The 26603-nt window shown below is 36.7% G+C and carries 23 protein-coding genes and 1 riboswitch; of the genes, 16 read left to right on the top strand and 7 right to left on the bottom strand.

The window, feature by feature from the left end; genetic code table 11:
* The gene (gene sufB, locus KI338_RS16400) at positions 1–1398 is read left to right on the top strand and encodes a Fe-S cluster assembly protein SufB (RefSeq protein ID WP_212922105.1); all 1398 of its coding nucleotides are present in this window, start codon (positions 1–3) and stop codon (positions 1396–1398) included.
* 297 nt (positions 1399–1695) lie between these two features.
* Here the strand turns inward: sufB and KI338_RS16395 are convergent, their stop codons facing one another.
* Positions 1696–2403: a hypothetical protein gene (locus tag KI338_RS16395; protein ID WP_212922104.1), complete on the bottom strand. Its 708-nt coding sequence runs from the start codon at positions 2401–2403 to the stop codon at positions 1696–1698.
* Positions 2404–2558: 155 nt separating this feature from the next.
* Positions 2559–3425 carry an ABC transporter ATP-binding protein gene (locus KI338_RS16390; protein WP_212922103.1) on the bottom strand — a complete coding sequence of 289 codons (867 nt, stop codon included), beginning with the start codon at positions 3423–3425 and terminating at the stop codon, positions 2559–2561.
* A gap of 522 nt (positions 3426–3947) precedes the next feature.
* On the opposite strand from KI338_RS16390, the gene KI338_RS16385 reads away from it, so the two are divergent.
* The 11 genes from KI338_RS16385 to KI338_RS16335 all read left to right on the top strand — a co-directional run bounded on the left by KI338_RS16385 (position 3948) and on the right by KI338_RS16335 (position 20833).
* Entirely contained in the window at positions 3948–4163 is a 216-nt protein-coding gene (locus KI338_RS16385) for a hypothetical protein (RefSeq protein WP_212922102.1), read from the top strand.
* Between the two features lie 338 nt (positions 4164–4501).
* On the top strand, positions 4502–10453 hold the full coding sequence (locus KI338_RS16380) for an isopeptide-forming domain-containing fimbrial protein (RefSeq protein WP_212922101.1): 5952 nt from the start codon (positions 4502–4504) through the stop codon (positions 10451–10453).
* Between the two features lie 437 nt (positions 10454–10890).
* Positions 10891–11709, top strand: a complete 819-nt coding sequence (locus KI338_RS16375; RefSeq protein WP_212922100.1) for a sulfite exporter TauE/SafE family protein — start codon at positions 10891–10893, stop codon at positions 11707–11709.
* Between the two features lie 12 nt (positions 11710–11721).
* Positions 11722–13119, top strand: coding sequence for a bifunctional metallophosphatase/5'-nucleotidase (locus KI338_RS16370; protein WP_212922099.1), 1398 nt, complete (start codon positions 11722–11724; stop codon positions 13117–13119).
* Between the two features lie 79 nt (positions 13120–13198).
* Positions 13199–13501 carry a YunC family protein gene (locus KI338_RS16365; protein ID WP_212922190.1) on the top strand — a complete coding sequence of 101 codons (303 nt, stop codon included), beginning with the start codon at positions 13199–13201 and terminating at the stop codon, positions 13499–13501.
* Positions 13502–14209: 708 nt separating this feature from the next.
* The gene (locus tag KI338_RS16360) at positions 14210–15295 is read left to right on the top strand and encodes an HD-GYP domain-containing protein (RefSeq protein ID WP_212922098.1); all 1086 of its coding nucleotides are present in this window, start codon (positions 14210–14212) and stop codon (positions 15293–15295) included.
* Between the two features lie 54 nt (positions 15296–15349).
* Positions 15350–16132: a sporulation protein YunB gene (yunB, locus tag KI338_RS16355; protein ID WP_212922097.1), complete on the top strand. Its 783-nt coding sequence runs from the start codon at positions 15350–15352 to the stop codon at positions 16130–16132.
* Positions 16133–16176: 44 nt separating this feature from the next.
* Positions 16177–16352: riboswitch (Lysine riboswitch) on the top strand.
* Between the two features lie 133 nt (positions 16353–16485).
* Positions 16486–18033 (top strand): Na+/H+ antiporter NhaC family protein, encoded by a 1548-nt coding sequence (locus tag KI338_RS16350; protein WP_212922096.1) that lies wholly within the window; start codon positions 16486–16488, stop codon positions 18031–18033.
* A gap of 87 nt (positions 18034–18120) precedes the next feature.
* Positions 18121–18849, top strand: coding sequence for a twin-arginine translocase subunit TatC (tatC, locus tag KI338_RS16345; RefSeq protein WP_244853706.1), 729 nt, complete (start codon positions 18121–18123; stop codon positions 18847–18849).
* Between the two features lie 341 nt (positions 18850–19190).
* A complete protein-coding gene (locus tag KI338_RS16340) occupies positions 19191–20729 on the top strand; it encodes a sodium-dependent transporter (protein ID WP_212922095.1) in 1539 nt (512 codons plus the stop codon).
* Between the two features lie 2 nt (positions 20730–20731).
* Positions 20732–20833 (top strand): methionine/alanine import family NSS transporter small subunit, encoded by a 102-nt coding sequence (locus KI338_RS16335; RefSeq protein ID WP_212922094.1) that lies wholly within the window; start codon positions 20732–20734, stop codon positions 20831–20833.
* 47 nt (positions 20834–20880) lie between these two features.
* On the opposite strand, the gene KI338_RS16330 is transcribed toward KI338_RS16335, so the two are convergent.
* Both KI338_RS16330 and KI338_RS16325 read right to left on the bottom strand, forming a co-directional pair.
* Positions 20881–21852, bottom strand: a complete 972-nt coding sequence (locus KI338_RS16330; protein ID WP_373306358.1) for a M23 family metallopeptidase — start codon at positions 21850–21852, stop codon at positions 20881–20883.
* Positions 21853–21896: 44 nt separating this feature from the next.
* Positions 21897–22472, bottom strand: a complete 576-nt coding sequence (locus KI338_RS16325; protein ID WP_212922093.1) for a YhcN/YlaJ family sporulation lipoprotein — start codon at positions 22470–22472, stop codon at positions 21897–21899.
* A gap of 137 nt (positions 22473–22609) precedes the next feature.
* Here KI338_RS16325 and KI338_RS16320 point away from each other — a divergent pair, with 137 nt between their 5' ends.
* A complete protein-coding gene (locus KI338_RS16320; RefSeq protein WP_212922187.1) occupies positions 22610–22882 on the top strand; it encodes a YutD family protein in 273 nt (90 codons plus the stop codon).
* A 39-nt stretch (positions 22883–22921) separates the two neighbouring features.
* On the opposite strand, the gene KI338_RS16315 is transcribed toward KI338_RS16320, so the two are convergent.
* Complete coding sequence (locus KI338_RS16315) at positions 22922–23203, bottom strand: hypothetical protein (RefSeq protein WP_212922092.1); 282 nt, start codon at positions 23201–23203, stop codon at positions 22922–22924.
* Between the two features lie 143 nt (positions 23204–23346).
* On the opposite strand from KI338_RS16315, the gene hepT reads away from it, so the two are divergent.
* Positions 23347–23784, top strand: a complete 438-nt coding sequence (gene hepT / locus KI338_RS16310; protein WP_212922091.1) for a type VII toxin-antitoxin system HepT family RNase toxin — start codon at positions 23347–23349, stop codon at positions 23782–23784.
* 12 nt (positions 23785–23796) lie between these two features.
* Positions 23797–24564, top strand: a complete 768-nt coding sequence (gene nucF / locus KI338_RS16305; protein WP_212922090.1) for a 5' nucleotidase NucF — start codon at positions 23797–23799, stop codon at positions 24562–24564.
* A 46-nt stretch (positions 24565–24610) separates the two neighbouring features.
* Here the strand turns inward: nucF and KI338_RS16300 are convergent, their stop codons facing one another.
* Positions 24611–25108 carry a phosphatidylglycerophosphatase A family protein gene (locus tag KI338_RS16300; protein WP_212922089.1) on the bottom strand — a complete coding sequence of 166 codons (498 nt, stop codon included), beginning with the start codon at positions 25106–25108 and terminating at the stop codon, positions 24611–24613.
* 80 nt (positions 25109–25188) lie between these two features.
* On the opposite strand from KI338_RS16300, the gene KI338_RS16295 reads away from it, so the two are divergent.
* Positions 25189–26175 carry a YutH/CotS family kinase-like spore coat protein gene (locus KI338_RS16295; protein ID WP_244853703.1) on the top strand — a complete coding sequence of 329 codons (987 nt, stop codon included), beginning with the start codon at positions 25189–25191 and terminating at the stop codon, positions 26173–26175.
* Between the two features lie 42 nt (positions 26176–26217).
* Here KI338_RS16295 and KI338_RS16290 read toward each other — a convergent pair whose 3' ends face one another.
* Positions 26218–26442, bottom strand: a complete 225-nt coding sequence (locus tag KI338_RS16290) for a NifU family protein (protein WP_212922088.1) — start codon at positions 26440–26442, stop codon at positions 26218–26220.
* Between the last annotated feature and the right edge of the window lie 161 nt (positions 26443–26603).

Raw genomic sequence — 26603 nt, 5'->3', positions numbered from 1 at the left:
ATGGCAAAAAAAGCGCCAGAAATAGAAGAATATAAATATGGCTTCCGTGATAAGGACGTATCTATTTTCCGTACAGAACGTGGTTTAACACGGAGAGTCGTAGAAGAAATATCCAAAATGAAGGAAGAGCCTCAGTGGATGTTAGACTATCGTCTTAAAGCATTGGAACATTTCTATGAGCGTCCAATGCCACAGTGGGGTGGAGATTTATCTGGCCTTGATTTTGATGAAATTGTTTACTATGTAAAGCCTTCTGAAAAGCAAGGTAGAACATGGGATGAGGTTCCTGCAGAAATTAAACAAACCTTCGATAAACTTGGTATCCCTGAAGCGGAACAAAAATACTTAGCAGGTGTTTCTGCTCAGTATGAATCTGAGGTTGTATATCACAGTTTAAAAGAGGATTTAGAGAATTTAGGAATTATTTTCAAGGATACAGACTCAGCTCTAAAGGAACATGAAGAACTATTTAAAGAGTACTTTGGAACAGTTATTCCATACTCCGATAATAAATTCTCAGCACTAAACTCTGCTGTTTGGTCAGGTGGATCATTTATTTATGTTCCAAAAGGTGTGAAAACAAATACACCACTTCAAGCTTATTTCCGTATTAATTCTGAGAATATGGGACAGTTTGAAAGAACGTTAATTATAGTCGATGAGGGTGCGTCTGTACACTATGTTGAAGGCTGTACAGCTCCAGTTTATACAACGAACTCACTTCATAGTGCGGTTGTAGAAATTATTGTAAAGAAAGATGGCTATTGCCGTTACACTACAATTCAAAACTGGGCAAACAACGTATATAACTTAGTTACAAAGCGTGCAGTATGTGATGCTAACGCTACAATGGAATGGATTGATGGAAACATCGGTTCCAAATTAACCATGAAATATCCTGCTATCATTTTAAAAGGTGAAGGTGCTCGTGGTAATACAATTTCTATTGCTATTGCTGGTAAGGGTCAGGTACAGGATGCTGGTGCAAAAATGCATCACCTTGCACCAAATACTTCTTCGACGATTGTTTCGAAGTCATTCTCAAAACAAGGTGGTAACGTAACATATCGTGGATTAGTTCACTTTGGACGAAAAGCAGATGGTGCACGTGCTAACATCGAATGCGATACATTAATTTTAGATAATGAATCCATGTCTGATACGATTCCTTATAATGAAATATTGAATGATAATATCTCATTAGAGCATGAGGCAAAGGTATCTAAGGTTTCTGAAGAACAGTTATTCTACTTAATGAGTAGAGGTTTAACAGAAGAAGAAGCTACTGAAATGATTGTAATGGGCTTCATTGAACCATTTACCAAAGAGCTTCCAATGGAATATGCGGTTGAAATGAACCGTTTGATTAAGTTCGAAATGGAAGGTTCTATTGGTTAATACCTTTGAAACGTTGATGCAACAACGTTTTAGGTGGATACAGAAATTTAAATGAATTGATCGTGCGGATTTGTATCTATCTTTGAGTTTAGGAGGCGAACTTGCTTAGTTCGCCTTCTTCTATTTTTTTCAGTAATATCTAAATAGGTGTTTGAAGTTGTTTTATTGGATTTATGTCCCATTCTATCAGATACAAATTTAATAGTTGCACCTGATTCTAAAAGAGGTACAGCTGTGTATTTCGGAATCCATGGAATTGGTGAATAGTTGAAACGGACAACAGAACAATCACTAAATCTATCTTTCTATCTTTTTTAATAGTGTAAAGAACAGAAATAGTAAAATGGAACAATACACGATAATCCAAATAAAAGGCAACAGGAAATTGATATCTACTGTTGTTTGATTCCAACTTTCCAGAGACTTTATGGTATGGATCGAAGGAGGTAATATCCACAGAATAGGTCTAACTAGAACTGGCAGCATTTCAGCAAGAGAATCAAAGGGAATCGATAACAATAATACAAACCATAAACCACCAATTGCATTGATCGTGGATTTCATGAAATCTTTCGTAAAAAAGCTACCTACACAAATTCCAAGACTAGCTAATAAAAGGTGATTCATAAATGTAAAAAAGCCTACTTGCAGAGTGACGGACTCACCAAACATGCCAAAAATGATAGGATAAAAGAATGCAAATAATACTAGAACAAAAGAAATTAACCATACACTCAAGAGTTTGGAAAGGTAATATACAGGTACACTCCCAGTATGGATAAGTGTAACGTCCTTTTGAACAGATGATTCGGTCGAAAAGACACTTACACACAATAATGCTGAGATGAAGAACAAATATAATGCAGTAATGGAATAGCTATCAACTATTGGATTTGGTTTATAAGAATAAGAAATAAAAATCATCATGATAAAAATTGCAAGAAGTGGGAAATATCGATTAGAACGAAAATAGTTATGCAAAATGTACTTAACAAGATTTCTCACTGAAAAGTTCCTCCTAGTTTTTTCCTACTCATTAGAATGTGATAGAATTGGTTGTCACCTAAAGTGGTCCTGGTCACAATCATGATGATGTGCCGAATAAAGGTTCAGAATAGCTGTTTCATTACTTGAATATCGTGATGCTATTTCTACTCCCTTTATTTGTTTACATAGTTTTCCATGATGAGCTGATTTAAAGGATCATGTACCCCAACGGAATGAATTTTTCCACCTTTATTAAGAATTTCTAATAGGATATTGTCGCTTTTTTCTTGAAGAGCATGTGCTTGTAAAGTTTCTCCATTTTTGGATACACGTAATATGCCATTAAAAGTATGGATTATCTGTTCATCGATACCAGAAGTTTCTATAACCATTTGAGGCTTGTCTATGTCCTTTACATGATAATCCCCTTTAATTTGACCTTCACCGAGGATAACGATACGCTCCGCAATTTTTAATAGTATATCGGATTCATGGTATGTAAGAATTATCGTTATTCCTTCATCTTTAAATTCTGCCATGATATGGACTAATTCGTTTTGAGTATGTATATCGAGACCTGAAAGGGGTTCATCTAGTATCAACAAATCGGGTTTTCTAAGGATTGATTGGATAATTCCTATTTTTTGAACCATTCCCTTTGAGAAGGTATCTATTCTCTTATTCTTTACATGACTCAGTGCCAATCGATCTAATAAAATTGGAATCCTTTTTTCTAGTTCCATAACGGGTATACCTTGGATTCTACCCATATAGTTTAAGTATTCTAAAGGAGTAAAGCGTAATAGATTAGGAAATCTTTCAGGTACGTAACCGATATGTAGTGGTTTAGAATGTTTAATAACACGTCCCGAACTAGGTAATAACAGCCCTGTGATAATCTTAAGCAAAGTACTTTTCCCTGCCCCATTAGTACCCATGAACACCATACTTTGGTGTTTCAATATATCTAGGGAGATATCCTGAATAACTGTTTTTCCGCTATATGTTTTATTGATATTTTCTAGAGAAATTAACTTCATATAACTTCGGCTCCTATACGAAAGAGTTATTATTTTATTTTTATTTACCACCACTGTCAGAAAATTCCTATTTAATTTTACCATGAGGAATAATGATATTAAAGTAGAAAGCCATATGTTTTAATCATGGCGATTTAATTAAGCTTGTTGGTTTCATTTTTTCAGTAATATCCATGTCAGTATCTGTAGTTATCTTAATTGCAATTGGACCGAATCTTTTTGATATGTGGTTTGTTATTTGCTCCTTCTTCCAGAAGAAATACAATATGTATCATTCTTAATCCTTATATATCATTTTATTTCACACTGGATTTATAACCGTACTCTTTAATTGTGAAGAAGTTCAGCTCAATAAAAAGTTGATTTCGACATAATCTACTATTTTTTATTTATTTCGGCCTTATTAGTAAAACCCGTAACTCATCTGAATAAAAATGTTGCGAAATAAAAATTCATGACTTGAAAACGAACTAATGTTCCTATATAATAAATACAAACAAATGTTCTGTGAGGTGGCTAAATATGATAGGCTTGTTTCAACGTTCCATCGAAAACAGAGAGAAAATTATTATCTTTTATATCGATAATAAGAACCAGGTAACACAAAGGTATATCCAGGTTATCAGCATGAATACACAATCTCTTATCGCTTTTTGTTTTTGGCGCAAGAAGGTAAGAACTTTTAAACTTGAGAATATCTTATCTGCGGGACCAATCAGGAAAAAAGTAGGTGCATAATTTGAACGTAATTAATCGTGGAAGTATACTTCGATAATATTGTTTTCTGTGGTTCTTTGAGTCTAATCCAAACTACTTGTCCTCCCTTTCTTATTCATAATTTGGTGACTGTTTTTGCTAATTATCACCTATTTTCCTCCCATTCGTAAAGACTTTTTCAATACAGTAAATATCGTAATTATGAGTTTATTTCATTAATTTAGGTATTTACTACTATATAAAATGTTACATTTTGTCGATATATTGTATAGAAATGAATTGTATAATATGATTAATCCTCTAGGAATTAACACCAATGTCCAATTTTGGTAGATTGTAGAAATGAGAGGAGGAAAAGTGTGAGAATAAAAAGAAAAGTGAGGAATAGAATTCATCTTTTTTCTATGTACTTATTAGTATTACTAGTGATCTTTAGTAGTGTTTTTCCATCTATAGTTACCTTAGCTGAAGCACAGGAAGGATCTGTAGAGAATGTGAATGTGGCTGCTACTGATACTAAGTGGTTAACGTATAAGTTTGATGAATTTTCCAATGCTAATTTTAATCAATTATTTACAGCAAACGGTGCAGCTGAAGTTCCTCAAGGGGCGGATTATATACGGCTAACACCAACGTTAACAGAGCAAAGTGGAGCGGTTTTTAATAATACTAAGCTTTGTCCTATTAACAATTACTCATTTAGTACAGCCTTTTCATTTATGATGAGTAATCCAAGTACAGAAGGACCTAGTGATGGATTAACATTTACGCTTCAGACAGGGACAACTAGTCAACCTGCAACTGGAGGTAGCTTGGGTTATTACGGTCTTTCACCTAGCTTTACGATTAAATATGATACCTTTCAAAATGTAGGCTATGGTGATCCTTCTTCAAATTACATTGGACTCGCACAAAATGGGGGACTAAGCAATCAGGATGGTTGGTATACAGACTTAAATCAGTATAATGCTGATAATGGCACCAACTATGTTTTATCTAATGGAACGATGTACTATACCTGGATTGACTATGATAGTACAGCTCAAAATGTTCAGGTTCATCTAGGTACTAGTCCAGACAGAGCTAATGCCAACAAAGTATTGGATGTAAATGGCATAGATCTTAACGCAATTTTCGGTGGTCAGCCATTCTATGCTGGTTTTACTGGTTCTACAGGATATCCTAATTATGAGAATCATGATATTCATAGCTGGTACTTTGTAAATGACTATGCGCCTATAGAAACACTTAATCCGCAAAATGACTATAAGCAGGCAGCAACGAGTGTGGAGTTAACTACTGAGCCTACTAGTGATCCAGGCGTATATAATATTACGTTAACCTTAACAGACCCATTAGGTAACCCGGTTTCTGGTGCGGTTCCGGATTCTTTTACAACTACTAGTGGAGAGCTAACCGGGCCAAATGGAGAACCTTTAGCGGATTTAGTTTCAGATGCAGAAGGAAAGATCCATGCAGTATTAGTTAATGCGGATCATTCTGCAGATGTTACGGTTTCAGCAAATATCAATTGTATTGAAGTTTCTGAAACGATTCCGGCTTCTGAACAGCCACCAGATATTGAGGAACCACCAGTTGGGACCTGTCCAGTTCCAGTGGCGTTGATTAATGGAAGTTTTGAACAAGGACCAGAAAGAGGTTCCTATCATCCTTCTGGAATCTATTTTTATGAATCTGAGGTTCCAGGGTGGTTAACAACAGATGATGCTCAGGGAGTAAAACTAATAGAAATTTGGAATTATAAATTAGGTCTCCCTAGTGGTGTAACTAGTTTTCCACCACCTGCTGACGGTGACAGATGGGCAGAATTAAACGCATATGAAAATGGTATGTTGTATCAAGATGTAAAGACCACCCCTGGTCAAACAATCTATTGGCGGTTGTCGCATATGGGACGTTCAGGGGTTGATACTATGCAGGTTCGTATCGGGCCAGCGACAAACGATCCGTATGATACAACGCCGCAAACGCAGATGTCTACCGGAAATACTGCATGGGAAACATATTCAGGATCTTATACTGTTCCTGCAGGACAAACTACTACAAGATTTGGTTTTGAGGCTTTAAATACTGCCTCAGGTATCATTGGTAATGGTAACTTCTTAGACGACATCTTTCTAGGTACAGAGCCTTGTGTCGTTGCAGAGAAATCCGTTTCCCCAGAGGGAGAAGTCTATGCTGGACAAGTGTTAACCTATGAAGTAACGATAAAGAACCAAGGTGGAGATATTGCGGCAAATGCCATCTTTGAAGACGCAATTCCTGCAGGTACGGAATATGTACCAGGTTCATTGAAAATTATTGCTGGTCCTGGGGCTAGCGACCTAACTGATGAAGAAGACAATGATGCAGGTCAATTCAATGGTGAGAAAGTCATCATTGATTTAGGAGATTTACCAAATACAACGAATCTACCGGACGGAATTACCGTTCAGTTTAAAGTAAGGGCAATAGATACGGATACCGAAAGAGTGGTTTCCAACAAGGCATTGGTCAACTATGACAATTTACTAACCAATGAACCTGAATCAACCGAAACAAATGAAACAACGACTACTGTCGTACCTAGAGAAGAAATTGATGCTTGTGCGGTACCAGTTGCATTGATTAATGGTGATTTTGATGAGCCAGCGGGACCAGGTACCTATGATAACTCGGTAGCAGGAGGCGGTTATTACTATGCTGATACTGTTCCAGGGTGGAAAACGACTGATTTAAACCGTACACCAAGAGGGATTATTCAAATAATGGATCCTGCTCGACCGAGCACGATACCTTCAAATACTCCGAATCGGGAAAATCTTACGAGTAGATTCGCAGAATTGAATGCTGATACAAATAGTATGTTATATCAAGAATTACCAACCGTACCAGGGCAGACGATTTATTGGCGCTTAGATCACAGGGGTTATAGTGGTGTTGATACAATGAGTGTTAATATAGGAGCAGTTACGGCTGATCCATTCAATACCACGCCAGAAATAGAGAGAATTTCAACTGGGACTACATGGAAAACGTATTCAGGAAGTTATACAGTTCCAGCAGGCCAAACAGTGACTCGTTTTGGATTTAAAGCAATTAGTACATCTACCGGAGCTTTGGCTTTCGGTAACTACCTTGATAATATTTTTCTAGGTACAGAACCATGCGTCACAGCTGAGAAAACTGTTTCTCCAGGTGGAGATGTATTTGCTGGTGATGAATTAACCTACGAAGTCACTGTGAAAAACGGTGGTGGCGACATTGCGGCAAATACGATCTTTGAAGACGCCATTCCTGCAGGTACGGAATATGTTCCTGGTTCCTTGAAAATTATTGATGGTCCTGGTACAGGAGATTTAACTGATGCCGAGGACAATGATGCCGGTCATTTTGACGGTACAAAAGTAGTCGTGAAGTTAGGCGACCTGCCAAATAGTAACGACTTACCAAATGGAGTCACCGTACAATTTAAAGTAAGAGCGTTATTAGATGAAAACATCAGTGAAATCACGAATAAAGCACAAATTAACTATGACAATCTATTAACCAATGAAAGTAAAACAACAGAATCTAATGAGACAACGACAGGGCTTACGTATAAGAAACCTGTATTAGAATCAAAAAAATCATCGGAACTATCTAAGAAATTGGATGGGAATGAAGATACAGAACATCCAGAAGTAGGCGACATCCTAACCTATACCATTGAAACACGCAACACGATTGAAGATAGCTTGATTAAGAATCTTACCATCAGTGATGCGATTCCAGAAGGCTTGGAATATGTTCCAGGAACATTACAAGTTGATGGACAAGCTGTTACCGATATCGAGGGCGATGACCGAGGACAGGTTGTGAATGGCAGTATTCTCGCACAATTTGGCGATATAGCTGATACCGAATGGCACACGGTTACCTTCCAAGTGGTCATTGGAGCAGGACAAGCAAGTAAAGATATTGAAAACACTGCAACCGTAGATGGCGACAATATTGATGAGCCAGACAAGCCAACGGAAGTAGTCTTAGTTTATCCACGTGTTCCTGTACTTAAATCTGAAAAAACTTCAAGCATCGCAGAAAAGGGAGAAGGAAATACGCTTACGGATACCTACCAAGTAGGGGATACTATTCTTTACACGATTCGCGCACATAATACGGTGAAAGAAAGTGTTGTTGAAAACTTTGTGATTTCCGATGTACTACCAGAAGGGCTTACCTTCGTAGAAGGAAGCTTAGAAGCTAGTCATGATGGAACCGTAAATTATGAAAATGGAACGATTACTGCTAATTTTGGTAATGTATCAGATAACGAATGGCGTACGGTAACATTCCAAGCAACAATCGACTCTGGTCAATCGAATACGACGATTAAAAATACGGCAGCCGTAGATGGGGATAATATCGTAGTTCCGGATGAACCAGAAAACGAAATTACGGTTGAACCAAGAGATCCGAAGCTTAAATCGGAAAAAACTTCTGTCATCCATACAAAGGCAACAAGTAATACAGATGCAGAGCACCCAGAAGTTGGCGATATCCTAACGTATACGATTCAAACGCAAAATACGATCGAAGATAGTCTCGTTACTAATCTAACGATACGCGACATACTGCCAGAAGGATTGGAATATGTGGCAGGAACGCTAACCGTAGATGGAGTAGCTGTCACAGATGCAGCAGGTGATGATGCTGGGCATAGCGTAGATGGAGAGATCTTCGGAGAATTTGGCGATATTACGGATACTGAAACGCATACCGTAACCTTCCAAGTGGTTATTGGAGCAGGACAAGCAAGTAAAGATATTGAAAACATCGCAACCGTAGATGGAGACAATATCGATGTGCCGGATGAGCCAAGTGAAGAAGTTTTAGTTTATCCACGATTTCCAGATCTTGATTCAGAAAAAACTTCTCGTATTGCAGAAAAAGGAGAAGGAAGTACCGTTACGGAAAAATATCAAGTGGGTGATACGATTGAATACACGATCCAATCCCGTAATACGGTAAGAGAAAGTGTAGTCAAAAACTTTGTCATTTCCGACGTATTACCAGAAGGGGTTACCTTCGTAGATGGAAGCCTAGAAGCTAGTCATGATGGAACAATAAACTATGCGAACGGAACGATTACCGCTAATTTTGGTGATGTTTCGGATACCGAATGGCGTACGGTAACTTTCCAAGCGACAATCGATTCTGGTCAAGTCGGAAACACATTGCGAAATGTAGCGACAGTTACTGGAGACAATACGGATGAGCCGGATCATCCAGAAAATGAGTTTATCGTCGATCCACGAGATCCTAAATTGCAATCTAGAAAAACAGCTACACTGACAGAAAAAGCAGAAGGAAACAAAGACACAGCACATGCAGAAGTAGGAGATATTCTTACGTACACGATCGAAACAAGAAATACGAAGGTTGATAGTCTAATCGCAAATCTAGTAATCTCGGATACGATTCCAGAAGGATTAGCATATGTTCCAGGTACACTGATCATTGATGGAGTAGCTGTTACAGATGCAGCGGGCGATGATGCTGGTCACAGTGTCAATGGCGAGATAGAAGCTAGATATGGTGATGTGAGCGATACGTATTGGCATAAAGTCACCTTCCAAGTAACGGTAACGGAAGGACAAGCAGGAAATGATATTGTCAACATCGCAACGATAGGTGGAGATAATATTACCGTTCCAGATAAGCCAGAGAACGAAGTGAATATTTACCCGCGTAATCCGGTACTAGAATCAGAGAAGACAGCAGTGAATGCCGAAGAAGGCAAGGAAAACTATGAAGTAGGCGACACGATTCTGTATACGATTCAAGCAAGAAATACGGTAAAAGATAGTGTGGTCAAAGACCTTGTCATTTCCGATGCATTGCCTGAAGGGCTTACCTTTGTGGAAGGAAGTATTGAAGTTAGTCATGAAGGAACCTACTCTTACGAAGACGGTACCATTACTGCAACCTTTGGTGATGTAACAGATACCGCATGGAGAACGGTAACCTTCCAAGCACAAATTAATTCGGATCAATTTGGAAAGACGATTGAAAATATCGCAACAGTCACTGGAAGTAACATCGAAACACCAGATCGACCGAAGGAAGAAATAACGGTGGATAAGGAAGTTACGGTTACCCCAGAGCAACCTGAAGGTCCGAAAGACCAAGATAATAACACCGATAAAGAACCAGATGATGGAAAGAAACTACCAGTCACAGCAACCAATAACTATAATTTCCTTTTAATCGGTGCATTACTCTTACTTGCAGGAATAACCATTCTATTTGTAAGAAGAAGAAAAGCATAGTAGAGATAATAAAAGATAGCTCCCCAATTATTGGGGGCTATTTTTTTACTGAATTATTTAGGGTTTCCTCTCCTATCTTTGAAAGTAAATAAATGCTAGAACAAACAGGATAAATGATAGTAAGTAGGTCAAATGAAAAGCTATCCAAATTTAATTGAAACAAGTCAAAAATAAATTATGAGAAATAGAAATTTGAAAGAAATGGAACATATAGCATAGTGAAAATGAGATGGAAAAGGAAGGTGGAAATAGCTAAAAGGGCATATTTGTCGGAACAAAATGCACATGAATGAAATGGTTTAAGAGTAAATTTTTTCACTGTACAAGGTTTAAAAATTTAAAAGGTAAAAATTGTTCACAGTTACTCGTTAGGAATCTACCTGAAAGAATGCTAAAATAGTTGATAGAAATGAATTGAATTGAACTGGAGTATAGACATGACTTTTATTATTTGCATCCTCATTGGAATATTAACAGCTCTTCTAGGTAGCTTAGTAGGGCTTGGCGGTGGTGTAATCCTCACCCCAAGCTTACTCGTGTTAAATCAGTTTGTTCCGGGTTTTGGATGGGCTACACCACAAGCAATTGTTGGTATTTCCTTATTTACGATGATTTTCACCTCTATCTCCTCATCAATTACCTATTTTAAAAGAGGTAGGGTTGATTATAAAACGGGGCTATTATTTCTAACAGGAAGCATTCCAGGTGGGATGTTTGGTTCTTGGCTAAACCAGTTTATCGAAACAGAAGCATTTTTACTTTATTTTGGATTTCTCGTTATTTTAATCTCTTTGTTATTTTTTCTAAAACGAGCTCCACAGAAGCCAATCGATTTAACGGCGAAAAATGTGCGAACATTTAAGGTTGATGGAGAGACATACCACTACTCTATCTCGATAGGGATTGCATTCTTTCTTTCGCTTTTAGTAGGTACTTTATCTGGGTTATTCGGTATTGGTGGAGGCTCGATTATGGTGCCAGCGATGATTCTATTGTTTGGATTCCCTGTTCATATTGCTACAGCAACCTCCATGTTTATGATACTTTTTGTTAGTCTTGTAGGGTCTATTACGCACATAGCGCTTGGTCATATCATATGGGAGTATGTATTACTATTTCTTCCCGGTGCATGGATTGGTGGTAAGCTGGGTGCTAGATTGAATGAACGATTAAATGGGAAAACTCTAGAGTGGGTGTTAAGAGTGATGCTAATTTTAATTGGTCTACGGATGATTGTTAATGGATTAACGGCGTAAGGAGCTTTTTACATGCAGGAGAAAATTTACTTATATTATACGAACGATTTACACAGTAATTTTGCACAGTGGCCAAAGGTTGCTGAATTTATGAAAACGTCTAAGGAAAAGAGACAACGAAACGATGATTCATATTGGTTATTTGACATTGGGGACCATGTAGACAGAGTTCATCCAATCGCTGAAGGTCTAATGGGAAAAGGGAATATAGATCTACTAAATGAAATAGGCTATGATGCGGTGACCATTGGTAATAACGAAGGAATAACGTTTGCCCATGAGGATTTATTCCATTTATATGACGAAGCTAATTTTCAGGTTGTTTGTGCAAATTTGCAAAGCTTGGACAATGTGTTACCACCATGGCTAAAATCTACCATTCAGGTTCAGACAAAACAAGGGGTAAAAATAGGAGTTATTGGATTAACAGCCCCATTTAATGATTACTATGAATTATTGGGCTGGCATGTGGCTGATCCTTATGAGGTATTGGAAAAGCAAATTAAGACATTAACAGGGTCTGTTGATATTATTGTGCTTATGTCCCATTTGGGGATAAACGAGGATGAGGAAATTGCAAGGAGATTTCCTGAAATTGATGTCATCATTGGAGGGCATACTCATCATTTATTGCGTAATGGGGAACAAGTAAATCAAGCTATTATAACTGCAGCTGGCAAGCATTGTTATTTTGCTGGTGAGGTTATTTTAACCTGGGATCACCAGGGAAATAAGTTAATCAACATGGAGGCATTTGCGACAGACATTTCTAATTATCCAGAAAACCATGAGACGAAGGCATTATTGAAGAATCTCCAGCATGCAGCTAATGAGAAATTAAATAAAACAATTATTACAATCGAAGAGCCAATACGAATTGGTTGGTATGAGAACACACCTATCATGGAGCAATTAGCAGAGAAAATTTTAAGGGAAACTGGTGCGGAATGTGCAATGTTTAATGCTGGTTTACTTTTGGATCATTTTCCAACTGGAGAAATAACATTGGGGGATATTCACAGGATCTGTCCACATCCGATTAATCCTTGTATCGTGGAATTAACTGGAGCGGAATTGCTGGAAGTTGTACGAGCATCGTTAACAGACGAATTTATGAACTTTGAGTTAAAAGGGTTCGGGTTTCGTGGGAAAGTATTAGGAAAAATGGTGTTTGCTGGAATTGACGTTCAAACAGATTATCATCCTAATGGAAAGGAATATGTGGACGAAATTTTTTATCAAGGGGAACCTATAAGTCCGGATAAAACATATCAGGTTGTAACAGCAGATTCCTTCACGTTTGGCCGGTTATTGCCGGAAGTGGCGAAGTCTGAGAAAAAGACCTATATTCTACCGACCTTTATTCGTGACTATCTTGCGGATACGCTCCGTGAATATTATGTTGAATAATTACTAGAGTTCGCATCGTGACATCAGCCCTCCATTTTGCATAGACATATAGTGTACTTATAAAAGGAGGCTCATGTTTATGATTACTGTAAATCCCCTTGATGTAGATGGTATCATGTTTACAGCGATTCGAGTCGAGTTGCCCAAAACCAATCTGTTAATGATTACTAATGAGATTGGCTATATCATGTGCGGTGCATTAGATGTTGATTTGTTAAGTGAAAAACTTAAAGATCGGAAAATAATTGCTGCACGGGCAGTTGGTGTCAGAACAATCGACGATCTATTAAGTGCAAAACTAGAAAAAATTACAGAGGCTTCCAAAGAATATGGCTGGGAAGTCGGCATGGTTGGAAAAGAGGCTCTAAAAAGAATATCATAGTAGCGACAATGTCTCCTTTTCGGGGGCATTTTTATTTAATGAAAATTTGTAGTATGAAGTTTTTATGTATACGTCATAATGGAGAGTACGTCGGCATGAAATGATGAATAGAACTCGTGTAAACATCATTTCACGGAGAAAGTTAGCATGAAATGATGAATAGAGCCCGTGTAAACATCATTTCAAGAAGAAAGTTAGCATGAAATGACGAATAGAGCCCGTGTAAACATCATCTCAAGAAGAAAGTTGGCATGAAATGACGAATAGAGTCCGAGTAAACATCATTTCAAGAAGAAAGTTAGCATGAAATGACGAATAGAGCCCGTGTAAACATCATTTCAAGAAGAAAGTTAGCATGAAATGATGAATAGAGTCCGAGTAAACATCATTTCAAGAAGAAAGTTAGCATGAAATGATGAATAGAGTCCGAGTAAACATCATTTCAACGAATAAGTCGGCATGAAATGACGTATAGGCCACCGCAAAACATCATTTCCCTAAAAATACTCGGTCTTAATGACGAATACCCCAGTTCTAAATATCTTTTGAAGTAATTCAAGTTGAAAATTGTTCATGGAGCCCGCTACTATGCATTCTACTCTTTCAATTATTGTTAAATGTTTGAATAGATTTTTTACTTAAGAAATGATAGTATTTGAATAGTAATTTGTCGAGATTTGCGGTATTTATACTAGTTAGGAGAATCTTATGAGATTAGTAGCTACAGCTTCCATTCAACCCGGGGAAGTGCTTGGCCAAACAATTTATCGAGATAATGGTACAATACTCCTTCACAGTGGTGTACAATTTACGGCTAGACTTGTAAAGCGCTTACTGGAACAAGGAATTACATATGTGTATATTGAGGATGAAGCGACAAAGGATATTGTTGTTCAGTCCGTTCTGTCAGATCGCCTAAGACAGGATGCTACTTCGTCGATGAGGTCTCTTTTTGCTGATGTCCAGAAAAATAAATTGAATAAAAATTCATTTGTTTTGGATGAAGGAGAAAAGAATTTAACTGAGATTATACACCGGATTGCGGAGGAAATTTCTAGTCATGATGAATCTATCTCTTTGCTTACAGATATATATCTTACCGATGATTACATATTTCAACATTCCTTAAATGTGACTATTTATGCGCTAGCAATTGGAGCGACACTGAATTTGAATGCGCAAGAATTAGCAGAATTAGGTAAGGGTGCTATTCTACATGATATAGGCAAGGTTTTTATTGATCCTGAAATTTTACAAAAACCAGATAAACTGACCGATGAAGAATATGAAATAATGAAATCCCACACAATTTTCGGATATGATGTATTACGAAAAAATCATAATTATTCTTCGGTAGTGGCACACTGTGCATATCAGCATCATGAACGTCTAGATGGAACTGGATATCCAAGAGGTTTAAAAGGAAGCGACATTCATCTTTTTGCACAAATCATTGGTGTAGCAGATGTCTTTGATGCGGTAACAAGTAACCGTGTTTATCGTAAAGCAATGCTTCCACATGAAGGTGTAGAACTATTGTATAGTAGTGCTGTTGAGCAATTTGATATCCGGGTTGTGGAGGCATTTAAGAGTAGTGTCGCAGTCTATCCTAATGGAATTTCAGTTGAACTAAGCGATAATCGCCAAGGTGTAGTAATGAAGCAAAACAAAACGATATGTGATCGGCCAATTATCCGAATATTAAAGGAAAATGATAAAGACGTGGAACCATATACAGTTGACTTATCAAAGTCATTGAATGTAACCATTACAAAATGTAATTTAGTTAAATAAATCCTAGTATACCCTTCTTGGAACAAGCATAGATTGTTTCGAGGAGGTTTTTTTATGAAAAGGCATCGGATGGGATTTAGAGGAAGGGGAACTCCTCCACAAGCTAGATACGTAATCATGATTTCCTTCATATTATTTATCGTAATCACGTATTTTAGTTTACAGTTTATCGACGAGAAAATCACACCAACCATTATGGAGGTAGCTGAAAGAAAGACTACAGAGTTTGCTACAAGAGGAATAAATGCAGCAGTTAAATTTGCTGAGGAGTACACCTTTGAGGATATAGCAATAACGGAAAAAAATGCCCAGGGAAATATTTCAATTGTTGATTGGGATTCTTCTGTTGTGAACAAAATTAATCGTGCTGCAACAGACCGTGTGGAGGAGTTTTTTCACAGTATGAACCGAGGGACACCACCACACTATTCTGATCCATTAGGTGAGCCTGATGTTTATGGCGATACGGTGGATGAGCTAGTTGATCGTGATCCAACCGTAATTGAAATTCCAATTGGTCAGGCTACAGGGAATTCTATTTTGGCAAATCTAGGTCCAAAAATTCCTGTAAACTTAGAGCTTGTTGGAAGTGTACGTACGGAATTAGTCCAAGAAGTAGAAGAGCTAGGTATTAATAATGTTTTTGTATCCATATATGTTCAAGTTGATGCAGACGTCCAGATTGTTGTACCATTTACAACAAGTGTTACACCTGTAAGTACAAGAATATTAATTGGGAAATCATTAGTTATGGGAGAAGTTCCAGACTTTTATGGAGGAGCGGGAGGTAATCCATCTATAGCTATTCCAAAAGAAAATTTGCAAGATGAAAAATAATTTAGTATAGTAGTCATATAACTTAATAGATGACCTTATCAGATCGGTGAGGTAGAGGCGCAAATAAGATGAGTAATCAATAGGAGAATGACAACGATGATTATTGATGAAGGGCTTATTTGCCGAAGCGTAATAAGGGTCAAACTTATTATTTGCTGGGTTGTCTTTGAATAAGAGGCAAACTGTCATGCTACTGTTCGCATGGAGTACTACAGATCGAAATGGAGGATAACGTATATGCAGGAAGCAATAATAGGTTATTTTCTATTGTTGCTTTTTTATTTTGTCTTTCTTCGTGAAACGTATCTCCATGAACAAATAGCATAAACTATTTACAATTGGAGGTAACGTTTATGGAAGGAACTATTTTTTCGCTTATTCCTGCACTAATTATGTTGATTCTAGTGTTACTGACTAGGAAAGTATTATTATCATTAGGGATAGGCATTATAGTAGGAGCATTATTTATCCACAACTTTAATATTGTGGATAGTGTTGTGGAGATTTGGTCCGTATTTATTGGTATTTTTATTTCCGATGGAGCCTTTAACATTGGCGAAATCCAATTGATTGGATTTCTAATTCTCTTAGGAATCATGACGGCCTTCCTTCAGGCTACAGGTGGGAGCCAGGCCTTTGGTGACTGGATGATTGCTAAAGTGAAGACAAGAAGAGGTGCACAATTAATGGCACCAATACTTGGCATTATCATTTTTATTGATGACTATTTTAATGCCTTAGCTGTTGGACAAATTGCAAGACCGTTAACAGATAGACATCATATTTCCCGTGCGAAATTAGCTTATTATATTGATTCTACCTCAGCTCCAGTTACAGTCATTTCACCAATTTCTAGCTGGGGGGCTTATTTAATCGGTCTAGTAGGTGGATTAGTGGTAACTACGGACTTAAAACCATTACAAGCGTTTGTACAAATGATTCCTTATAATTTGTATGCAATTGGTGCACTTGTCCTTGTATTTTTAGTAGCATTATTTAATTTAAATGTTGGTCCAATGAGAAAGCATGAGGATCTTGCTATGAATCATGGAGAGGTAGTTCCAAAGGGCGCGAAAATTCCTGGCGACTTGTCTAATGTATTCGAACCAAGTAAAAAGGGTCGAATTTACCATTTGATTATTCCAATAGTTGTATTACTAATCGTTACAATAGTACTTATGTTTGTTACTGGAGCAATGGGTAGCGAACACATAACGGTTTTATCCATATTTGAAAATACAAATGTAAACTTATCCCTATTTTATGGAGGATTGGCTGCAGTAATTGTTTCATTTGTTTTGTTTCTATTACAAAGAGAACATCAAGTAAAAACTAGTCTTGTATTTATAGAAGGCATTAAAGCAATGCTCCCAGCAATATATATTTTGCTACTGGCATGGATGATTGGCTCAATTATATCTACCCTGCAAATTGGCGAATATTTAGCTCAAGTAGTTGAAAATGCTAATATTAGTACTAGTCTATTGCCACTTATTTTCTTTGTTATTTCTGGATTTATTGCACTGGCAACAGGTACATCCTGGGGGACTTTTGGAATTATGCTACCAATAGCTTCTAATATTATGGCGGTTGCAGATACCAATTTACTTATCCCATCCTTGGCAGCTGTGTTAGCAGGTTCTGTATTTGGTGATCACTGCTCTCCAATATCGGATACAACGGTATTGTCATCAACAGGGGCCGGTGCTAATCACATTGATCACGTGATGACTCAGCTACCTTATGCATTCATAGTGGCCATTTCATCTGCCGTAGGATATCTAATCATAGGTTTCATGGAACATCTGTTATTAGGATTTGTCGTGAGTCTTTCTTTAATTATTGTGATTACATTCAGTTGGAGTAGAGCAAGTAGTAGGAAAAGGCAAAGAACAGAATGAAATAACCTCCAGTAACCTTTTATTTTTTCCTAGCTATGCGTTATGATTATTTATGAAATCATTGAATAGGAATGAAAAGGTGAAAATATGAATCACGACATGACCTTTCTGGAACACTTAACAGAATTACGAAGACGATTATTAATCGTTGCTATTGTATTTATTTTTTCCTTTATTTTTGGATATGTGATATCACCGACAATATTAGAATTTATAAGAGATTATACATTTCCAGACAATATAGAATGGAATGTATTTAATTTCACCGACGGTTTTATGATTTATTTAAAGTGTTCCATTTTAGTATCTAGTTTTTGCACAATACCTGTATTTGTTTATGAGTTATGGAGGTTTATTAAACCTGGTTTAACCAGAAAAGAAGCAAGGGCTACTTTTTTCTATATTCCAAGTTCTTTCCTATTATTCGGTATAGGAGTCTCTTTTAGCTTTTTTATTTTATTTCCGATGGTTTTAAATTTTATGAGTTCAATCAATCATAATATTGGTGCTACTGAAACCTATGGAATTTCACAGTATTTCACGTTACTCTTTAATATCGTGTTTCCAGTTAGTATTATTTTTGAGCTTCCTGTTATTGTCATGCTCCTATCGAGAATTGGAATACTCAGCCCAGACAGACTAAAAAAGGCTAGAAAAGTTTCTTATTTCATATTGGTCATTATCGGTGTTTCACTTACACCACCAGATTTTGTTTCCGATATTTTAGTAATTATCCCGTTAATTCTATTATTTGAATTTAGTATCCAAATATCTGGATGGAGTATAAAAAGAAGAAACAAAAATTTATTGAAATAAACATTTTGTCAATGAATCGAATTGAACATGAACTATAAAACAATGGAAAAGTAGGGGAGTTTCCCCTGCTTTTTTTGTTCAGAATTTATTGTTTCGAATAGAAATAAAGATAAATAAAATTTTTACTAGAATGTAAATCAAGTTAGAAAATATAATATATAGTAAATATTAAAAATACTTTGACATAGGCAAAAGGTACCGTTATAATACAGACAAGTTAAGTAATTTCAGAAAATATAATCCTTTTTAGTTCTTGGGATTACTAGCTAAACAAAATAGGGGTAATAACTTATTACAACAAAATAGTGAGTAATAAGAAAAAAATAGGAGGAGGTCTTTTCATGGAAACACGTTCTCAGTGGGGAACAAGGGCAGGCTTTATTTTTGCAGCAGTTGGATCTGCCATTGGTTTGGGTAATATATGGCGTTTTCCAGCGGTTGCCTATGAAAATGGTGGAGGAGCTTTCTTAATTCCTTACTTATTTGCTCTATTAACAGCAGGTATTCCGATTCTTATCCTAGAATTTACAATGGGCCATAAGTATCGAGGATCAGCTCCATTAACGTACAGAAGAATGAATAAAAAGACTGAATTTATCGGGTGGTGGGCAGTAATAGTTGCCTTTGTCATTTCAACCTACTATTCCGTAATTATTGCCTGGGCAATGTCGTATTCAGTATTTTCTTTCAAGTTAAATTGGGGTTCTGATACAGGCGCTTTTTTAATGGGGGATTATTTAAAGCGAACGGTCGAACCGGGTGAAATGGGTAGTTTAGTTCCTGGAGTTTTAATACCTCTAATTCTTGTGTGGATTATTACTTTAGGTATCCTTTTTAAAGGTGTAAAAAAAGGTATAGAAATTGCCAACAGAATCTTTATTCCAGCATTGGTAGTTATTTTCCTTATTATAGTTATCCGTGCAATTACTTTACCTGGAGCAATGGAGGGGTTAGAAGCATTTTTTACTCCAAACTTTAGTGCTATTCTAGATCCGGATGTATGGGTAGCTGCATATGGACAAATTTTCTTTAGTTTATCGATTGCGTTTGCCATCATGATTACGTATTCAAGTTATTTGCCAAAAAAATCAGACCTGACCAACAATGCATTCATTACTGGATTTGGTAACTCTGCTTTTGAAATTTTAGCAGGTATCGGTGTATTTGCTATTTTAGGATTTATGGCTGGTCAAGTAGGGGAACCAGTAAGTGAAGTGGTATCGGCGGGAGTAGGATTGGCATTTGTGGTATTTCCAGAAATTATTAATCAATTCCCTGGATTGAACGCATTATTTGGATTCTTATTCTTTGCATCTCTTGTATTAGCTGGACTTACTTCCTTAATGTCCATTACTGAAACATATGTTGCAGGGTTAGTAGATAAATTTAAAATTTCTAGAACCAAAGCAGTTTTATTTGGTGGTGGTTTGGCAGCTGTAATTTCGTTATTATTCGCTACACAAGGTGGACTGTATTTCTTAGATGCAGCAGACTATTTCATTAATCAGTTTGGTGTTGCATTATTAGGATTAGTAGAGGTGGTCCTAGTAGCGTGGATCTTAAGAGAAGTAAAAAATCTTAAGGAACATTCTAATGAAATTTCTGATATCCGTCTAGGAGCATGGTGGACGATTAGTTTATCTGTTATTACACCAATCGTTCTTGGTTACATGATGGTTGGATTACTAAGCCAGAATATACTCAAAAAATTTGATACCCCAACAGGAAACTATGAAGGGTACTCAGATGCCTTTATTATGTGGGGTGGATGGGCAGTCGCAGTCGGTGCATTAGTTGTAGGTATTCTACTAGCACTTGTAAAATGGAAACAACCAGCAAAAGCCGAAGAAAAAGAAACACTTACAAAGGAGGCACAATAAGGATGTCTTGGATTATATTCATGATTTTGTCCATTGTAATTGTTTGGGGAGGGCTTGTAGCAAGTATCATTCATGCTGTTAAGAAATCAAAAGCAGCAAAATAAAGGAATCAGGGTGTCATATAGATTCTTTCTGTATGTCACCCTGATTTTTATCTGTTATCCCTTGCCATTCTTTCCCATTTTCTTAAATAAGGATAGGGGTCAAAGGACCATTCACTATAGCCGTTATCTTTATACATTCCATAATGAAGATGTGGAGGGAATTTTCCTGAAGTTCCAGGTGGACCGTATCCAGTGGAACCAACACTTCCAAGCACATCGCCAGGCTTTACGATTTGTCCTATCTCTATTCCTTCTTGATAGCCACTTAAATGTGCATAATAATGGTAAATATTAAAAATGTCACGTATCCCTATTCGCCAGCCACCATATAAATTCCATCCAATAAGTTCAACAACTCCATAAGTGGTAGAATGCACAGGGGTACCATATCCAGCAAAAATATCTGTTCCTTCGTGAATCCGTCTTCCACCAAACCCACGCCGATCTCCCCATGTACTGCGGTACGTATAGTTATAATTAATGGCAACAGGAAAGTCTCGTTCTGTTAAGTTAATACTGTTATACTTTTTAAATACACGAGCAGTGTTTTTTATTGTTTGAACGGTTAAATCCCTTTTGTAATATTCCCAGAGAGCAATTTTAAAATCTTCCTCATTATGACCATATGCTTGAATCATGGTAGCAAAGGTTAATAAAGCATCCTCACCGTTATTTGGGTCTGCTTTTCCATCACCATTTCCATCCTTGCCTTTTCCATTAAATACTTCAATCATCTCCATATCCATTGACTGGTTACCTGGACCAAACCAAATTTCTTGCGGAATCCGAATGGAAATTATCTGATCTTCTTTTAAATCTTTATGAATCTGCCTTTCATATTGATCAACTGCAGCAATAAAATACCAAGGAATTTGAGTTAGTGATTCTGTTTTCATGTATAAAGCCATGCGTTTATCATATATAGATTCTTCTTTTTTCTCCTCAGCAAATCGATGGGACGGAAGATATATGATGAACAATAGGAAAAAAAGTAAAGCTACAATAGTTCTCTTATTCAACAATTTATACCTCCTGTTTGAAAAGGAGTTGGACTAACGAATCGCTAGTCCATAACATCCTCTTTATGCTTAATTCCTTGTGGTGACTTTTTCATTTCCTTAATAATGCGATTGATGGTGTTATTATAGTTCATACTTGATGTAGTTGTATTATGCAGGCTTTGGATATCAGGTATTAATGTATCGTTATCTGTTACATAAACATCATAAAAGGCAGGCATCACAGATACTGCGGTCTTACTTGCAATGTCTGCAGCAACCTCTGAACTCAAGCCTTCGTCCCGATCGTATGCAATTAGGACATGCTCATCTGTAACTAATGCTGCAACTTGGTTAAAGCCTTCGTTTCGTAGGATTAATCTGGCAATGGTGTCCGCCATTTCAACTCGATTAATACTCGCCACATGGTTATCTTCTCTATCTTGCACTAATTGGTCACGTTTATAGTTCACATAGCCAAATTTATCATTTATATCAGTAGTATTTTGCGTTTTATTTTCACGATTTGGATCTAATTGGTCTAGAACTTGTTCACGCTCACCGGTAGATGTGTCTGTATGAGCACAGGCTGAAAGCAATATACTTACGCTAACGATGGAAATAAGCACTTTATTCTTCATAACTTCTCCTCCTTTTAATGTCTGACTGAATAATATTAGTTTGTTGTATAACGAGGAAATCATGCAATTAAAAACAGAATGGCAGTACTAACGGAAAATGTGGTAAACTATAGACAACTCGGGAGGGGTGAATGTTTTTGGTTGAGATATTTGGAAAAAATTACGAGTTAATCGAAAATGTTAAAGATGGATTTCAACAAGAGGCGTTGGAAGAGCGCTATTCTGAAATATTAAAGAAATATGACTTTATAGTTGGTGATTGGGGCTATGAGCAGCTAAGGTTAAAAGGATTTTATCATGATCATAATTCAAAGGCTGCAGAAGACTCGAAAATCAGTACGTTAGATGATTATCTATATGAATATTGTAATTTCGGTTGTGCTTATTTTGTATTACAGAAAATAGATTAAAGACTGTCACAAAAAGGGGGAGACCCCTTATGAGACAGTCTATTCTTCTTGCTCTGGTGTAACATCATCTGGATGGTCGTGGATTGGATGTGCACCACTAATTTGTCTAGGAAGATCCTCATGCAACTCTTTGTATGGATAGACGAAAGCACTAAGTCTACGTTGTCCCTTTTCCCATGGGGTAGATTTACTAAATACGGGATCGTCCTGCCCAATACTTGCCCCAAAGGCTCCTTCTGGAAATTCTTCTGGTATTAATAGGTTTTTTCGGTTACGAACAGTAGAAAAATCGGAAAAACGTTTTTTATCATTTTTATCCATGGTTCTCATCCCTTTCTTATCAATAGTTTCCCTTTTGAATCGAATCTTACTATTCCATTTGTTGGTCTACATATACAACAAAATTAAATGAATGACATTTTTGTGTTAAGATATCAGTGAAGGATTTTATTGGAGGTTGCGTGATGTATTTTGTTGAACGGAAAAAAGTAGAGGCAACATTACAGTTTATTGAACGACTTTTAACAGAACATAAGACAATAACAGTGGAAAGCTATCAAGAAAAGTTAGCCTTAGAAAGACTTACTCAGCTATTAATAGAAGCCATTATTGATGTAGGTAACATGATGATTGATGGTTTTATCATGAGGGACCCAGGGAGCTATGAGGATATTATTGATATTCTAGTGGATGAAAGAGTTATTCCAGCGTCAGATAGTAATGCATATAAAGCAGTGATAGAGCTTAGAAAAATGCTTGTAAAGGACTATCTACATATTGATTATGATAAATTAAACCGTGTAATAACGGAGAACTATTCTGTTCTTCTTCAGTTCACCTCACGAGTAAGAGAATATTTGCATAACGAACTAGGAGTTGCAAATGCGTTTACAAAAGAATAGGGAGATTTTAAGTTGAAAGAGTATAATGGCTATTTGATTGATTTAGATGGGACTATGTACCGTGGAAATAAAGTTATTGAAGAGGCACCAAGTTTTATTAAGAAGCTTCGCCAGGAAAGGAAATCCCTTTTATTTTTAACGAATAACTCTTCTAAGACGCCAGAGCAAGTCGCGAAAAAGTTAACTATGCTTGGTATTGAAGCAAAGCCAGAGGAAGTATTTACAAGTAGTATGGCTACTGCTAAATATGTAAAGAAAAAGCTACCTCATGGTACCTGTTTCGTTATCGGTGAAGAAGGACTTTTTGATGCTTTACATAGGGAAGGGGTACAAATAACAGATAATGTGGAATGTGACGCTGTGATTATGGGAATTGACCATCAAATAACCTATGAAAAGCTAGCAAAAGCCAGTCTTGCAGTACAAAAGGGTGCTGCCTTAATATCGACGAATAGTGATAACGCATTTCCATCAGAACAAGGACTTGTGCCTGGAAATGGAGCGTTTACAGCTGTTATTACGGTAAGTACGGGAGTGGAAGCGCAATTTATTGGGAAACCTGAAACCATTATTGTGGAAGAAGCGTTACGAGTTCTTGGTACGTCTAAATCAGAGACCATTCTGGTTGGAGACAATTACAATACAGATATTCGTGCAGGAATTAATGCGGGGATCGATACATTAATGGTTTTTACTGGTGTTACGCCATTTGAACAATATGAGGAACTACCAATTAAACCAACCTATTATGTAAAAAATTTGAATGAATGGCTTTCTTAATAAGGGATGCTCACACTGTAATCAGTGGAGCATCCCTTTCGTTTCATTATTCATGAACTGCTGAATGTGCTAACCGACTAGATGCTGCTGCTGCAATTGCACCCACAATGTCATCTAAAAAGGTATGGCATTCCCCAGTTGATTTGTCATTTAGTCGCTTTAGAATACCTGGCTTTTGTTTGTCAATATAGCCGTAATTTGTAAAGCCAATGGAACCGTAAACATTTACGATTGAAAAAGCAATGATTTCATCTACTCCATAAAGGCCTTCATCTGTCTCAATTGTTTTTTGCAAAGGCTCCTCCAGCATTTTCTTTTCTGCTAGTTTATCTAATTGAATCCCGGTTAAGATAGCGTTTTGCACTTCACGTTTTTCTAAGACTCTATCTACATTGTATAAGCAATCCTCTAAGCTTAAATTTTCATGATAATTGGATTGTAGGTAATAGACGAGTTCCGCAATATCCTTTAAGGTAACGCCTCTTTCTTCTAATAATTCTCTTGCTTTTTGTTCCAGTTCGCTCATTTTTAATTTTTTATTCATGTTTATCACCGTTTCTCCTTTTTTGGTTAAGATTGGCTAATATTTTCATACATTATAGTAATGGTATGTGGGAGGGAAATATGATGAAAGAATTACTTTTTGTAAATTATAATATTTATGCTAAAGAGCATGTATTAATAAATGGTAGAGAAGGCTTTCGTGATCATGATACTAACTATTTTATCATTTCTTCATCCAACAAGGAAATGGTACTACTGGAGCAAGCTGCGCTAGCCTATTTTCTAGCAGAGAATGGCTATAATCATACTGCAATTCCAATATTAACAAAGAATAACTCTTGGTTCGTTGAAAATGATGGTCAACAATATCTTGTTCTACGTGTTTCTAACCTTCAGCACTCTCCAATCGAATCACACGGGAAACAGTTGGCACAATTTCATAATATAACAGCTTCCTATCAATATGAACCGCAGGAGATTTCAAGCTATGGAATGTGGAAGGACTTATGGATTAGAAAATTAACTGCATTTGAACATAAATTACAAGAAGAGTTGAAAGAAAATGGGAATGATTATTACCGTTTATTAGTAGATGTGTTTCCTTATATTATAGGAATTAGTGAAAATGCTATTCAATATATACAGGAGAGTGAATCGGAAAGAAGATTTCATCAGGCAGACACTGGAGTCTTTGCTTTTAGAAGGTACCAAGATAATTTAATTGCTCCAGTTATATGGACAGATGACTTAGTATTTGATCACCCAACTCGGGATATCGCAGAGTACATACGCTACAAATTATTAGATAATAATGAGACAGCATTAGAAGAGGTGTACGTTTTTATAAGAGATTATCAGGGGGTGCAGCCATTATCGATTTTTGGTTGGCGTTTACTATATGCACGACTATTATTTCCAATCCATTTTTTTGATCTAATGGAGGCTGGCTTTCAGGGGAAAGAGTATGAGAGGTACTTCTATAAGTTAGAAGCTTTATTACAAACACAAGTACGGTACGAGAAACGATTAAATCGTTTATTCGATTTGCTTCAGGTGAATTTTCGGGAATACGATATTCCAGTATTGCATTGGCTAGAAAAGGGATAACATACAAAAAGCAGGCAACAAAAGTTGTCTGCTTCTATTTTATTAAAATACTTGTTCAATTTCCTTTACACCCGGTACTTCTGCCATTAGTGCTCGTTCAATACCAGCTTTTAAAGTAATCGTTGAGCTAGGGCAGTTACCACATGCACCCATGAGACGAAGAAGTACAATGCCATTTTCATCAACATCAATTAACTCCACATCTCCACCATCACGTAGTAAGAATGGACGTAATTTATTTAAAACTTCCTGAACTTGTTCACGCATTATCCATCTTCTCCTTTCCTAACCTAATTATAATGGTCTTCTATGAAAAAATCTATGCATAAGATCAATACTAAAATAGTTATTATTATTTTATCTTTATATAAAGATTTTGTAAAATAAAAGAAACTAATGTATGTATTGAAAAAAAGGGGGAACACAAG

It is taken from the genome of Ornithinibacillus bavariensis (genome assembly GCF_018333235.1).
Lineage (GTDB): Bacteria > Bacillota > Bacilli > Bacillales > Amphibacillaceae > Ornithinibacillus > Ornithinibacillus bavariensis.
Note: the sequence above shows the minus strand (reverse complement) of the source record. Positions and strands in the feature narration are given on the sequence as shown.